A 14,056-nucleotide genomic window follows, 5' to 3' on the forward strand; every position below is an offset into this window, starting at 1 on the left:
TGCCACGGTCGTGCGAGCCCGTCCGGCCGAACTCGCTTCCCGCGCAACAGTGTAGGACACCGAGGCGCGCTCGGCGGGGCATCGGGAACGGTAGCCGACACGGGTGGCGTCGGGTAGATTGCACAGCGAGTTCGTGCCCGGCACGAGCCGACCCGCGGGGGACCGGCGGGAGGACTGACAACAGTGGGGATCGGTAGTTCCGTGGCCGAGCGAGTCGCCCTCGCCGAGCGCGATATTCGTGTGCTCGTGGAGAACGGCGAGTACTGGCTGCGCAATCGCGGTGACATCGCCATGATGATCACTACCGTCGAACGGCTGCGCGCGCGCTGGCCGCTGGCCCGCATCGGGGTCCTCACCCACCAACCCGCCGTCCTGCGCGCGCTCCTGCCGGAGACCGAACCCGTCTACGGTCCGGACTGGACCTGGGGTTCCGACGGCTGGACGGGAGCGGTAACCCGCACGGCGGCAACGAAACTGATCGGCCCCGCCGCGTTGCGCTGGCGCGCCGCCACCGACGGACCCAAGGACCGGATTCGCGGGTTGCGCACCGAGGACACGACCTCGGTTGCCGACCCAGCGGCCGCCGAGGTCCCCGCTGCGGAGGTTCCCGCGGCGCTCCGCGACGCGTCGCTGGTGCTCGCCCTCGGCGGTGGGTATCTGACCGATGTCGACAAGTACCAGGCGCATCGCACCCTGAACCTCCTGGAACAGGCACGCGCCCAAGGCATTCCGACAGCGTTGGTCGGCCAGGGGCTCGGCCCGCTGCGCGATCCGCGCTTGGTCGAGCGGGCCGCCGAGGTGCTGCCCGGGGTGGATTTCGTGGCGCTGCGGGAGAACCGGCGCGGACCGGAACTGCTGGCGCGGCTCGGCGTCGCGGCGGAACAGACGCTGGTCACCGGCGACGACGCGGTGGAATTCGCCTACCGGCTGCGCGACGCCCGCATCGGCGCCGACCTCGGCCTGTGCCTGCGGGTGGCGGAGTACGCGCCGGTCGGCGCGGCCGCGCGGGAGACGCTCGGCCGCGTGGTCCGGGAACGCGCCGCGGCGCTGGACGCGGGACTTCAGCCGCTGATCATCTCCGAATACGCCTCCGAGGACCGCCGCTCGACCCTGCCGCTGCTGGTGGGCGCGGCGCGGCGCAGGGCCCCGGTCGGGCGCGGCGGCACCCCGAGGGACGTGGCGAGGCAGGTGGCCCGCTGCCGCGTCCTGGTGACCAGCGCCTACCACCTCGCGGTTTTCGCGCTGTCCCAAGGCATTCCGGCGGTCGGGATCACGGCGTCGGAATACTACGACGACAAGTTCCACGGCTTGGCGGGGATGTTCGGCGCCGGACTGCGGGTGGTGCACCTGGACGACCCCGACCTGGAATCGGCGCTGCGGCAGGCGGTCGACGAGCTGTGGGAAGCCGCCCCTGGTCTGCGGGACCCGTTGCAGCAGAAGGCCGTCGAGCAGATCGACGCGAGCCGGGCGGGTCTGGAGCGCGTGTTTCGACTGGTGGAGAACGGCCCGGTCGCCCGGGTCGACGGTTAGGGGGCTGTCATGACATCGCTGTCGGTGTGCGTTCCGGCGTACAACTCGGGGCGGACGCTGGACGCCACGCTGCGTTCGATTCTCGCGCAGGACGAGGACTTCGAGCTGCTGGTGCTGGACAACGCCAGCACCGACGACACGGGGGAGGTGGCGCGCTCCTTCGACGACCGCAGGGTGCGGGTGCTGCGCAACGACACCGTCCTGCCCATCGGCGCGAACTGGGACAAGGCCATCACCGCCTCGGCCGGAACGCTGGTGAAGGTGGTCTGCGCCGACGACGTGCTGCGGCCCGGCGCGCTGACCGCGCAGCTCGCGGTGATGGCGGACGCCTCGATCGCCATCTCGTCGAGCCGGTTCGAGGTGATCGACGAGGCGGGCGCGGTCCTCGAATCCGGGCTCGGCCTGGCCGGCCTGCTCGGCAGGCAGACCCCGCGCGCGCTGGCGCGCACCATCGTGCGGCGCGGGCCCGCGGACTTCGGGCCGACGGCGGCCGCCATGTTCTACCGCGAGCACTACGACAAGGTCGGCGGCCTGCGCGGCGACCTGGTGTTTCCGATGGACGTGGATCTGTTCGCCAGGGTCAGCTCGTTCGGCGTCTTCTTCGGGATGACGGAAATTCTTGCCGCCTGGCGCAATTCGTCGTTCAACCTGTGCAGCCAGACCTCGACGGTGAGCAAGCTGACCGACATGTACCGGTTCCACCACCGCATCGCGCACGACTACCCGGACCTGGTGCACCGCGGCGACGTGCTGGCCGGGGACACCAGGCTGGCCAGGGCGGCACTGCACCGGTTGCGAGTGCGGGCGCTGGCGACCGTACGCAACCGCCCGGATCTGCTCGTCTGATCCGGGCGGCCCGCGGCGGGCTCAGAGGGTCCAGAGCTTTCCGTAGGTGATCACCGTGTCGCCGGTCGCGCCGACGATCATCACGAACGGGCGGATGTTGGTCGGCCCGAGCACTCCGGTGACGGTGCCGTGGAAGCCGGACATCCGGATGAAGCCCGAGGTGCCGGAGATTTCGCCGCTGGCGCATTCGACCGTCCGGATGCCCGGCCCGAAGCCGACCTCCACCTCCACGCCCAGCTGCGGAATCAGGCTGTCGATCTTGAGCAGCGCCCCGTCACCGCCGCCGAGATCGACGCCGAGGCCCGGCGTCGAATACTCGAACCGGATCTTGCCGTTCAGCGTGGCGGGAAACCCGACCTGGTAGCCGATGGTGATCCGGCCCTTCCAGTCCTCGGCCTGCGGGCCGGAGATCTTGAAGGCCGCCTCCCCATGGTGGAACCACTCCCTGGTCAGCGGATTGCCGTCCAGCGGAGGCACGAAATCGATGCGGGTGTCGGCCGCGATGGCCTCCACCGCGCGGTTCTCGCGGTCCACGATGGTATTGCTGCTGTCGACCACCGCCGCGGCGGAGCCGTTCCCGAAGACCAGCCCGGCCGCCACAACGGCGGCGAGCGCGAGGGCGCGCACGCCTCGATGGCCTAGCTGGTTGCTGTCACTCATCAGAATCCCCTCTGTCTGAAAACAAGTCGTACCGAAGAACGCGATCCGGCGCCGCCGAATCACGTTGCGGCGCGGTGCGCCATCGCTGCCTCTCGACCTCCTTCCCGCGGTCCGGCGGGCGTGTCGACGACCCAGCGCCCGTCGAGTTCCGGATAGGCCGCGCGCACCTCGGCAAGCAGATCGGGCAGGGTGAGCAGCACGAGATCCGGTCGCGCCGAGACGAGTTCACGCGGCGCGACGATCGGGATGTCGGTGCCCGGCATCCGTCGTCCGTGCTTGGCGGGGGAGGCGTCGGCGACCCCGGCGAGCAGACCCCGGTGCGCCCCGGCAAGGCTGAACAGGGCGACCGCGCGCGACGCGGCCCCGTAACCGAAGACCCGCAGGCCGCGCTGCGCCTGTTCGTCGAGCCAACTGCGCAGCGTGCGCGCGTGCAGGTCGGCGGCGCGCTGTAGCGCGGGCAGTCCGTGCGGAGCTATGTGCGGCGCTTCGCTGTCCAGCGCCAGTCCGACGGAATCGTCGCTCGGGGCGGCGCCGTGCACCGCGCGCACCAGGATGGTGCCGCCATAGAGGTCGAAAGGCCATGCGTGCGTGACGCTCATACCGACGTCGCCCAGCAGACCCTGGAGCGCGGCCAGCGAGTAGTAGGCGAAATGCCCGTGGCGCAACGCGTTCCACTGCCCGCCAGCCACTATGGCGGCCAGCGAGTGGTATTGGACGAGCAGCGCGCCGTGCGGTGTGGTCGCCGCGGCGCGCCGACGGAAGGCGGCCCGCTGGTCTGGCTCGTGCATGATCCCGAAGCAATCCAGCACCACGTCGGCAGGCCCCGCGGTCTCGGTGAAGCCGCGCGCGGCCAGCAGCGGCAGCCAGGTGCCGCCGTGCGGGCTGCCGAACTCGCGGACCGTGCGTCCGATCAGCAATCCCGTTCCCGCCACCTCGGCCACCGCCGCGGCCGCCTGCTCGCGCAGGGCACGCGGTTCCACGCCGCGCGGTTCCGCGGTGACGGTGTCGTCCTCGGCGAGCTGGGCCAGTCCGCACGCGGCGCAGTGGTCCATCCGCAGCGGGTGTCCGGCCTCACCGGGCTCGATCGGGGTGTCGATCAACGGAAAATGGTCAGCCGCAGGGACTTTCCCGAGATCCAGAATCGCGCGCAGGTCAGCGGCCCCGCAGCCGCGGCAGACGTTCCCCGGCTCGGAACTCATGCCGGATCCCCTTCCCTCATGGCACGATGACCCCGTGCGTATCGAGCAGACCGAGCTCGCCGACGTCCTGCTGCTCATACCGCGGCCGTACCACGACGCTCGGGGCTTTTTCACCCGGACCTTCGACGCCGAGCTGTTCGACGAGCGACTCGGCACGCCGGGCGCCGCGGCCGCGTTCGTCCAGGACTCCCAATCCCGTTCCGCGCGCGGTGTGATCCGCGGCATGCATGGCCGCTCCGGGAGCGGAGAGGCCAAGTTGGTGCGCTGCGCGCACGGCGCGGTACACGACGTGCTCGTCGACATCCGGCCCAGCTCGCCCACTTTCGGTCGGCAGCAGGCTTTCCGGCTGGACGACAACGACTTCCGGCACCTGTACGTGCCGCCCGGCTTCCTGCACGGCTTCCAGGCGCTCACCGCGACGGCCGATGTCTGCTACCGGATCGACCGGCCGCACGACCCGGCCGCGGACATCGGCGTCGCCTACGACGATCCCGATCTCGGCATCGCCTGGCCCCTCGCGGTGACCGAGGTCTCGGCGCGCGACGCGGGCGCGGGCAGCTGGGAACAGCTGCTGCGCACCGTCTGGCGACGCCCCGCGTCGAACTGATCCGCCGCGTACCCCGTCATGGGTGCGCGGCCGGGACGCCGACCCGGCGCATCGAGGCGTCGAGCACACCCGAGTCGCACAGCTTCCGCAGGTGCGGCAGCCTGGTGAAGCGCTGGAGGAAATCACCACTGGTCAGCCCCCTCGCGGTGTACTCCTGGTACAGCTCGGTCGCGCCCGCGGGCACGGTCCACTCGGCGCGGAAGCCGATCGCCCGGCGCGCGGCGGAGAAGTCGACGCGATAGGAGCGCGGGTCCGCGCCGCTCTCGCCGGTGACGACCAATCGGGAGCCGGGCACGGCGGTGACCACGGCCGCCGCGATCTCGGCGACCGTCAGATTGTTCTGCTCGGTGCCGATGTTGAACGCGCGGCTGTGGATCGCGTCGACCGGCGCGGTCAGGCAGGTCGCGAAGGCGGCGGCGATATCGCGCGCGTGCACCAGCGGACGCCACGGCGTGCCGTCGGAGAGCACCTTCACCTCGCCGGTGAGCGCGGCGTAGCCGACCAGATTGTTCAGCACGATGTCGGCGCGCAGTCGCGGCGAGAAGCCGAAAGCCGTGGCGTTGCGCAGGAATACGGGGGAGAAGCCGGAATCGGCCAAGGCCGCGACATCGTCCTCGACGCGGACCTTGCTCTCCGCGTACGGGGTGATCGGACGCAGCGGCGCGTCCTCGGTGACCAGCTCCGCGCCAGCAGCGCCGTACACCGAGCAGGTCGAGGCGTACAGAAATCGCCGCACGCCCGCGTCTTTCGCCAAACGGGCCAGTCGCACCGACGCGTGATGGTTGATGTCGTAGGTGATCTCGGGCGCGAGCGCGCCGAGCGGATCGTTGGACAGCGCCGCGAGATGGACGACCGCCTCGAATCCGGCCAGCTGCTCGACCGTCACGTCGCGCAGGTCGACCGAGAGGCCCGGCGGATCACCGGGCAGCGCGCCGAGCACGCAGTCGGCGAAGAGCCCAGAATCCAGACCGACCACGTCGTGGCCCTGTGCCCGCAGCAGCGGCACCATGACGGTGCCGAGGTAGCCCTGGTGTCCGGTGACCAGTACCCGCATGTTCAGCTGCCTCCCAGTTCGACGACGGCCTTGTCCAGAACGAATGCCTCCGCGTGCCGGGTGCGGCTCTGCACGCCGCGCAACCGGGACAGACCGGTGAACGCGGCCTCGTCGAACCAGTCGCGCCCGGTCTGGGAGGGGTAGTACTTGTGCAACAGCCGCGCCTTCTCCTCGGCGAGCTCGGCGGGAACCGGCTGGAAGACGGTGGGGCGCGGCGTGTCGGTCTCCCACTTGAGGATCTCGTAGCCGAGCACCAGGTGATCGCGGAACTCGGTGGGCGTCAGCTCAGCGAGCAGACGATGATCCTGGTGGGCGTCGCCGCGCTGCGGCGCGAACACCACATCCGCGGCGCAGCCCACCCGAAAGGCGGCCAGCGCGTTCTTGATTCGGTCCCAGTGCGCGGGCGCGCGGCCGTCGGGGACGTCGAGGACGGTCAGCGAGAGGGCCGCGCCGGGACAGAAATCCGCGAGCGCGGCCCGTTCCTCCTCCTCGCGTTCCGTACCGCCGCCGGACAGCACCAGCGCGCGCACGCGCAGCCCAGCGCGGCGGCGCGACAGCGTGAGCAACGTGGCGCCCATCCCGATCGCGATGTCGTCGCAGTGCGCCCCGAGCACCGCGATCTCCGCGATCGGCGCGGCGATCAGCGGAATCACGCGGGCTCCCAGACCATCCACGGCCGCACGCCCGAGCGGTAGCCCGCGTCGAGTTCGGCGCGTTCCTTGAACGTGTCGGCGGGCTTCCAGAACCCGAGGTGCTGGTAGCCGAACAGCCTGCCCTGCCCGGCGAGCGTGCCGCACGCGTCGGCCACCAGGTCGCCGCCGGGCGGCAGCAGGTCGAACACCTCCTGGGTGAGCACGAAGTACCCGCCGTTCTCCCAGATCGGCATCGCGGCGACCGGCATGATGTCCTTGACCTCGCCGGTCGGCGTGAGATCGACGCAGTGGAACGACGATTGCGGCGGCACCACCATCATCGACGCGGCCGCGCCGGACGCGGTGAACCTGGCGATCATCTCGTCCAGCGGCGCGTCGGTGAGCACATCGGCGTAGTTCGCCAGGAAGGTCTCGTCCGTGCCGAGGTACTGCCGCACCCGCCGCAGCCGCTCACCGATGGCCGATTCCACACCGGTGTCGACGAAGGTGATGGACCAGTCGCTGATGTCGCTGCGCAGCAACTCCACCCGGCCGTCCCGGATGACGAAGTCGTTGGACACCGACTCCTCGTAGGTGAGGAAGAAGTTCTTGATGTGCTCTGCGCCGTAGCCGAGGCACAAGATGAACTCCTTGTGGCCGAAGTGCGCGTAGTAGCGCATCACGTGCCACAGCAGCGGTCGCGGACCGACCAACTGCATCGGCTTGGGGATCATGTCGTCGGAGCCGTCACGCATCCGCATCCCGTAGCCGCCGCAGAACAGCACAACTTTCATCGCGCCTGCCTCCCCGTGAAGTGTTCGTCGTTGTCGGTGGGCGCGGACCCCGCGGCGGTGGACGGGTCCGCGTCGTCGTCTCGTGGCGCGCCGGTGAGATCGGCGCGATGCAGGGTCGGCAGCGGGTAGACCAGCTCGCCGCCCCAGTCGGCGATGTGGCGCAGTTGCGCGGTCAGCTCGGTCTCCAAATTCCACGGCAGCACGAGCACCACGTCGGGACGGTCGGCGTCGATGCGCTCGGGCGGGTGGATCGGGATGCGGGTACCCGGCGTGAAACGGCCGTGCTTGTAGGGGTTTCGGTCGACGGTGTACTCGAGCAGGTCGGGACGGATGCCGCAGTAGTTGAGCAGGGTGTTGCCCTTGCCCGGCGCGCCGTAACCCACTACCCGCTTGCCTTCGGCACGCCGGTCGAGCAGGTAGCGCAGCAGTTCCTGGCGCACCCGCGCGGCGCGCGGCGCGAGATCCCGGTAGCCGTCCGGGTGGTGCAGACCGGCCGCGGCCTCGTCGCGCAGCACCTCCGCGACCCGCTCGCTCGGCGCGCCCGCCGCCGCTTCGGGACGGGCCCACAGGCGAATCGAACCGCCGTGTGTGGCAAGCAGTTCCACGTCGACCACGACGAGTCCGGCGGTGGCGAGAGCGCGTTGCGCCGACAGCACCGTGTAGTACTGGAAGTGCTCGTGGTAGATGGTGTCGAACTGCCCGAGCCGCAACAGATTCGCCGCGTGGTGCACCTCGATCGACAACCAGCCGTCGTCGGCCATCAGCTCGCGCAACGACCGGGTGAAGCCGCGCAGGTCGGGCACGTGCGCGTAGACGTTGTTGGCGACCACGAGGTCCGCGGGGCCATGGGTGGCGCGCACCTTCGCCGCCGAATCCTCGTCCAGGAAGGCGGTTTCCGTGGGCACGCCGAGCGCGCGGGCGGCCGCGCCGACGTTCACCGACGGCTCGATGCCGAGGCAGCGGATGCCCGCGCCGACCATGTGCCGCAACAGATAGCCGTCGTTGCTCGCGGCCTCCACGACGAAGGACTCCGTTCCGAGCCCGAGCTTTTCGACGGCATCGGAAACGAATCTTTCAGCGTGCCGGACCCAGCTTTCGGAATACGACGCGAAATAGGCGTATTCGGTGAACGTCTCTTCGGGTGTGATCAAAGCGGGGATCTGCAATAGCAGACAGTCGTCGCAGAGCCGCAGATGCAGCGGATAGGTGGGCTCGGCGAGATCGAGTTCGGCTGCCGCGAGGAATTTCTCGCACGGCGGCGTCGCGCCGAGGTCGAGCACGCTCGAAAGGCGCGCGGAATCACACAGACGACAACGCATGCAGGCCCCACCTTCTGCCGAGAGAACGGATCGCCCGGCGGATGGCCGGCACGTCGTCGAGGACGCGATCCAGTGGAACGTTACAACGAACCGCCTGGTTGCCGCTGATGAAATCGGTTGTGAGATAGCGGATTACGGCCATCTTCCGCGGCGTGTCGCGCATCGGCATCCGACTCGCTATCCGGGAATCCAGCCGAGGTGCCGCATCGATCGTTTCGAATCGAAAGTAATTCATCGGCGTAGACCTGGCGTGATATCGCACCGCGTCGCGCGCGGTGCTGCAGGCGGAAAACAAACCATCGGTTTCCCGCTACTTTCTGGAATCCATTGCGGCCCTTGTCATTCGATATGTGAAACGTTTTGTGTTCTGTAACAATCTGCTGTTGGCCGTCGAATGACCGAACACCCCGGGGCGGCCGATGCGTGTGCCGCGGGGACCGATCGACGGGGATCGGGGGCGACGAATTCTCCCAGGGGGAGGTCTGTTCCATGAGCTACGAGCTCACCGGCGATGACGAACTCGATATGTCCGTCTCGTCCCACACCGCACCGCGTTCGGTGCGGGAACGTTGGCAAGCCGACTATGTAAAACACTTGGCCACAACGGATCTGCTCGTCATCGGTGCGGCGGTCGGGCTGGCGCAGGTGATACGGTTCGGCGGGCCGGTCGCGCCGCCGCTCGCCTGGCGATTGCCCTACGAGATCGGCTACACGGTCGTCTCGGTGGCACTCGCGCTGACTTGGGCGCTGCTGCTCGCGGTCGGCAACACCCGATCGCCGCAGGTGGTCGGCTCCGGAACCGAGGAATACCGCCGGTTGGTCTCGGCGACGCTGCGGCTGTTCGGTGCGCTCGCGATCGTCTCGCTGATCGTCCGAATCGAGTTCGCCCGTGGCTATCTGGCGATCGCGCTGCCGCTCGGTCTGCTCGGCCTGATGTTCAGCAGGCTCGGCTGGCGGCTGCACACCCGCCACCGCCGCCGCGCTCGCGCGGAGTACCTCACCTCGGTGCTCGTGGTCGGCGCGCCGGAGGTCGCGCAGGCGATGGCGACCGCGTTCTCCCGTGATCCGGATTCGGGTTATCGCGTGGTGGGCGTGTGCGTTCCGGACGGCGTAGCCGCGACCGGCCGCTACGGGTTGCGGACGTCCGGGCGCACTTTCTCCGTGGTCGGCGACGATCGTTCGGTGCTGGAGGCGGTGCGGCGCAGCGGCGCGGACACGGTCGCGGTCACCGCGACCGACTACCTCGGGCCTGTCGAATTGCGCCGAATGGCATGGGAACTCGATCCGCTCGGGGTCGAGTTGATCGTCGCGCCCGGCGTGGTGGACATCGCTGGGACCAGGTTGACCAACCGGCTGGTCGCCGGAATGCCGATGTTGCACATCGCCAAACCGCAGTACGACCGGGCCAAGTCGACCGGAAAGGCGGTGTTCGACGCGTGTTTCGCCAGCGCCGTGCTGCTGGCGATCGCGCCGGTGCTGCTCGCCATCGCGCTCGCGGTGAAACTGACCAGCCCCGGGCCGGTGTTCTACCTGTCGGAGCGAATCGGGCTCGGCGGCAAACCGTTTCGGATGATCAAGTTCCGCAGCATGTACCAGGACGCCGAGCGCACCGCGACCGACCTGATCGAGGCCAACGGCGGCAATCCGGTGTTCTTCAAGATGAAGGACGACCCGCGGGTGACGCCGGTCGGCCGGGTGATAAGGAAGTTCAGTCTCGACGAGCTGCCGCAGTTCCTCAACGTGTTGCGCGGCGAGATGAGCGTCGTCGGTCCGCGGCCGCAGGTGCAGCGCGAGGTGGACACCTACGACGGCGAGATGCGACGCAGACTGCTGGTCAAACCGGGCGTCACCGGTCTGTGGCAGGTCAGCGGACGGTCCGACCTGTCGCTGGAAGACTCGGTGCGGCTCGATCTCTCGTACGTGGAGAACTGGTCGATGGTGCTCGATCTGCTGCTGATCGCCAAGACCATCGGCGCGGTCGCGCGCGGGGAGGGCGCCTACTAGTAGGCCCTACGTCAGGACGGTCGGCGCGCCGGGAACTCGGCGGCGAGTTCGGCGAAGATCGCGGAGTTGAAGTCGAAGGCGCGCTGGCATTCCTCGAGCACCCGGCGGCGCTCTAGCTCGTCCACCGACAGGTCGTCGAGCAGGGCCCGGTATTCGCGCTTGAAGGCGGCCGGATTCGCGATGTCGTCGAAGACGTAGAAGCGCACGCCGTCGCCGCGGCGCGGCAGATCCCACAGCTTTTCGGCGGTGCCGCGGATCACCTGACCGCCGGACAGATCGCCGAGGTAGCGCGTGTAGTGGTGCGCGACATAGCCCGCGGGCCAGTCGCGCGCGCATTCCTCGATGCGCTCGGCGTAGGCGGCGGTGGCGGGCAGCGCCCTGAGTTCGGTGCGCCAGTCCGGGCCGAGCAGGGCGGCGAGGTCGCGTTCGAGCTCGGCGGTCCTGGCCAGCTCCGGCTTGATGAACGGGCCCGCGACCGTGTCGCCAGCCAGTTCGGGCCAGCGCGCCTCGAGCGCGCGGTAGATGAACCACAGCTGGCCGGTGTAGCGGTGGTAGGAGTCGATGCCGAGCGCGCCGCCGAGCATGTCGCTGATGAACGAGGAGTTCTCCGCTTCGGCGTGCTGACGCTCCGTGGCCGATCGGATACGTGCCGAGAAAGGTACTGCCTCCGACATTCGAACCACCTCACCGTCATACGCAGCCGTTGTTTGGCTACCCTAACCAACCGCACCGAACCATACCCGGTTCGGCGACGCCGCCGCACCGGAGCGGCGGCACGGTATCAGTGTGCGGGATGCGACCGCCGTCTGCGCCGGACGATCGGCCGGCGCAGCGAACCGAAGCGGCTGAGGATCGGCGGACGGCGCAGCGTGCGGTCGCACCATTCGCCCAGCGTCACACCCGCGGCCAGCGCGCAGCCGATACCGAAGGCGGAGAGCAACTGATCGAAGCCGAGCAGCGGTTCGTCGTTGAGCATCGCGTAGAGCCCGCGATACACGCTGAGACCGGGCAGCAGCGGCGTGATGCCCGCGACCGCGACGACGAGCGGGGGAGTCAACGCGCGACGGGCCATCAGACCACCGGCCAAACCGATCAGGGTGGCGGCCACCCCGGAGGAGATCACCGGACCGAACCCGGCGTACTGCACGAGCAGATAGCTGATCGCGCCCGCCGCGCCGCCGAACGCGGCCGCGGCAAGCGCGCGTCTCTCGGCGTAGCAGGCTAGCGCGAAGGCCAGCGCCGCGACCGCGCCCGCCGCGATCTTGACCGGCAGATTCGTGATGTCGCGACCGGAGGTCATCTCGATCGACGGCACGGTGGCGCCGGCCACTTGGCCCAGCCGCAGGGCGAGCGCGATGCCCGCGACGATGCCGCCGGTCATCATCACCACTTCGAGCAGGCGGGCCGTCGCGGTGATCGGCGCGCCGGTGATCGCGTCCTGGACCGAGCCGACCAGTTGCAGACCACTGAGCAGCACCGTGATGCCCGCAGCGATGATCAGGGTGGGATCGACCCGGATGTCCAGCGGCTCGGCGAGGGTGGAGAGCACTATGGCGGGGGTCGCCGCGATGAGTCCGCCCGCCATGTGCTGGAAGAAGAAGGGCAGCCCGTAGCGGTTGAGCACCCGGTTCGTGCGGTCGATCGCCGCGGTGGTCGCGAAGCTGAGCGCGGCGACGACGACACCCGCGCCGAGCAGCGCGGCGATGGCGGCGGCAAGCAGCGACCAGCCGAACGTCGCGGTCCAGCGGTGGTACGGGTGCGGCGCGGAGGTGATGTCGTCGAGCGCGGCGCGCGCGTCCTCGGGCGCCACCACCTGGGTGCGGATGCGTCGGGTGAGGCGGTCCACCGCGGCGAGCCTGGTGAAGTCGAGCGCGCGGTATTGCACGATGCGCATCGTGCTGGCGGGCGGCAGCAGCGGCCCGCGATCGGCCCAGATGCGGATGGCGTCGTAGGTGACGTCGACATCGCAGCGGGCCAAGCCGTAGGTGGCCGCGATGAAACGCACCTGGCTGGTGGTGTCCATGACGCCGGTGCCCGAGGCGAGCACGACCTCGCCGACCCGGACGGCGAGATCGAGCACCTCGGCGACCCGCGCGTCGTCGGTGAGGTCGATCGGCTGCAGGGGAGTCGGCGCGGCGACGATGGTGTCGGCGGTGGCCTGCCGGTCGGCCACCAGCAGCCCGACGGCCTGGCTGACGCCCGGCAGATGCGGTCCGCGACGCGGCCACAGCCGGTTGCGCCAGCCGAGGTGATCGGCTCGCCGATTGGTGTCGTCTCCTCCCGACAGCGCGTCAAGACTCATGCACGCGAACGTAGTCGTAGCTCGCCGGTCCGGCATCCGCGCCTGTCAGCAGGTGTGTCCGCCTCCCGAATCCGTGGTGCGGCGCGCCGAAAGATGGTAGAACTTGTTCTAATTTCTGGCGATGGGAGTACGTGCGGTGCGGTACGGGATCGTGTTGTTCACCAGTGACCGGGGCATTACCCCCGCCGACGCCGCGGCGGCGGCCGAGCGGGCCGGCTTCGACTCGTTCTATGTGCCCGAGCACACCCATATCCCGGTGGTGCGCGCCGCCGCGCACCCACGCACCGGCGACGCGAGCCTGCCCGACGACCGCTACCTGCGCACCCTGGACCCCTGGGTCGCCCTGGGCACCGCCGCGGCGGTGACCGAGCGCATCACCCTCTCGACCGCGGTCGCGCTGCCCGCCGAACACCACCCGATCACCCTGGCCAAGGCCATCGCCTCGCTGGATCACCTGTCCGGCGGCCGGGTCAGCCTCGGCGTCGGATTCGGTTGGAACACCGACGAACTCGCCCACCACGGGGTGCCCGCGAACAAGCGGCGCACGGTGCTGCGCGAGCACCTGGACGCGATGCGCGCGATCTGGAGCGAGGAAGAGGCCAGCTTCTCCGGCGAGTTCGTGAACTTCGGACCGAGCTGGTCGTGGCCGAAGCCGGCACAGAAGCGCATCCCCGTGCTGCTCGGCGCGGCGGGCGGGGAGAAGTCGTTCGCCTGGCTGGCCAAGAACGCCGACGGATGGATCACCACGCCCACCGAAGAGGGTCTCGGCGAGAAGATCGAACTGCTGCACCGGATCTGGCGTGAACACGGGCGCACCGAGACCCCGGAGATCATCGCGCTGGCCGGGCGGCACGACGCGGCGCAGTTGGCACGGTGGGCCGAACTCGGTGTCACCGAAGCGGTTTTCGGTCTGCCGGACCGCGGCGCGGAAGAGGTCCGCGCCTACCTGGAGCGGCTGGCGGGCAAGCTGTCCAAAGGGACGCTGCCGAAGTAGTCCGCCGACAGCCCGCGCACAGCCGGAGCGAAGGCGAAGGTACGCCTCGAGGAATGCTGCCGGAATCGGGCTGTCTGCGCCTGGCCGAAGCGGAGGCGGAGGTGCGCGTCGGGCG

General features: G+C 69.7%; 13 protein-coding genes. 5 read left to right on the top strand and 8 right to left on the bottom strand.

The features are described from left to right. Positions 1-183 precede the first annotated feature (183 nt). Both T333_RS22270 and T333_RS22275 read left to right on the top strand, forming a co-directional pair. Complete coding sequence (locus T333_RS22270; protein WP_357249453.1) at positions 184-1,530, top strand: polysaccharide pyruvyl transferase family protein; 1,347 nt, start codon at positions 184-186, stop codon at positions 1,528-1,530. Between the two features lie 9 nt (positions 1,531-1,539). Then, positions 1,540-2,376 (top strand): glycosyltransferase family 2 protein, encoded by an 837-nt coding sequence (locus tag T333_RS22275; protein WP_357249450.1) that lies wholly within the window; start codon positions 1,540-1,542, stop codon positions 2,374-2,376. A gap of 21 nt (positions 2,377-2,397) precedes the next feature. On the opposite strand, the gene T333_RS22280 is transcribed toward T333_RS22275, so the two are convergent. Together T333_RS22280 and T333_RS22285 are read right to left on the bottom strand one after the other, a co-directional pair. Then, the gene (locus T333_RS22280; RefSeq protein WP_355002723.1) at positions 2,398-3,036 is read right to left on the bottom strand and encodes an MspA family porin; all 639 of its coding nucleotides are present in this window, start codon (positions 3,034-3,036) and stop codon (positions 2,398-2,400) included. A gap of 59 nt (positions 3,037-3,095) precedes the next feature. Next, a complete protein-coding gene (locus tag T333_RS22285) occupies positions 3,096-4,235 on the bottom strand; it encodes a class I SAM-dependent methyltransferase (protein ID WP_496425705.1) in 1,140 nt (379 codons plus the stop codon). Positions 4,236-4,269: 34 nt separating this feature from the next. Here T333_RS22285 and rfbC point away from each other — a divergent pair, with 34 nt between their 5' ends. Next, positions 4,270-4,842 (top strand): dTDP-4-dehydrorhamnose 3,5-epimerase, encoded by a 573-nt coding sequence (gene rfbC / locus T333_RS22290; RefSeq protein ID WP_355002721.1) that lies wholly within the window; start codon positions 4,270-4,272, stop codon positions 4,840-4,842. A gap of 16 nt (positions 4,843-4,858) precedes the next feature. Here the strand turns inward: rfbC and T333_RS22295 are convergent, their stop codons facing one another. Genes T333_RS22295 through T333_RS22310 form a run of 4 tightly spaced genes read right to left on the bottom strand, consistent with a single transcriptional unit; the run spans position 4,859 to position 8,641 of the window. After that, on the bottom strand, positions 4,859-5,896 hold the full coding sequence (locus T333_RS22295; protein WP_496425706.1) for an NAD-dependent epimerase/dehydratase family protein: 1,038 nt from the start codon (positions 5,894-5,896) through the stop codon (positions 4,859-4,861). A 2-nt stretch (positions 5,897-5,898) separates the two neighbouring features. Then, entirely contained in the window at positions 5,899-6,549 is a 651-nt protein-coding gene (locus tag T333_RS22300) for a PIG-L deacetylase family protein (protein WP_496425707.1), read from the bottom strand. Next, positions 6,546-7,322, bottom strand: coding sequence for a glycosyltransferase family protein (locus T333_RS22305; RefSeq protein ID WP_355002718.1), 777 nt, complete (start codon positions 7,320-7,322; stop codon positions 6,546-6,548). The genes T333_RS22300 and T333_RS22305 overlap by 4 nt, the downstream gene beginning before the upstream one ends. Beyond that, positions 7,319-8,641, bottom strand: a complete 1,323-nt coding sequence (locus tag T333_RS22310) for a methyltransferase domain-containing protein (protein ID WP_355002717.1) — start codon at positions 8,639-8,641, stop codon at positions 7,319-7,321. Before T333_RS22310 ends, T333_RS22305 begins: the two co-directional genes overlap by 4 nt. A gap of 489 nt (positions 8,642-9,130) precedes the next feature. Here T333_RS22310 and T333_RS22315 point away from each other — a divergent pair, with 489 nt between their 5' ends. Beyond that, entirely contained in the window at positions 9,131-10,645 is a 1,515-nt protein-coding gene (locus tag T333_RS22315; protein WP_355002715.1) for a sugar transferase, read from the top strand. A gap of 11 nt (positions 10,646-10,656) precedes the next feature. On the opposite strand, the gene T333_RS22320 is transcribed toward T333_RS22315, so the two are convergent. Together T333_RS22320 and T333_RS22325 are read right to left on the bottom strand one after the other, a co-directional pair. After that, complete coding sequence (locus T333_RS22320) at positions 10,657-11,319, bottom strand: biliverdin-producing heme oxygenase (protein WP_355002714.1); 663 nt, start codon at positions 11,317-11,319, stop codon at positions 10,657-10,659. Between the two features lie 107 nt (positions 11,320-11,426). Further along, positions 11,427-12,851: a threonine/serine exporter family protein gene (locus T333_RS22325; RefSeq protein WP_355003087.1), complete on the bottom strand. Its 1,425-nt coding sequence runs from the start codon at positions 12,849-12,851 to the stop codon at positions 11,427-11,429. Between the two features lie 232 nt (positions 12,852-13,083). Here T333_RS22325 and T333_RS22330 point away from each other — a divergent pair, with 232 nt between their 5' ends. After that, the gene (locus T333_RS22330) at positions 13,084-13,941 is read left to right on the top strand and encodes an LLM class F420-dependent oxidoreductase (RefSeq protein ID WP_496425779.1); all 858 of its coding nucleotides are present in this window, start codon (positions 13,084-13,086) and stop codon (positions 13,939-13,941) included. Positions 13,942-14,056 lie beyond the last annotated feature (115 nt).

It is taken from the genome of Nocardia sp. CNS-044, from assembly GCF_059570515.1.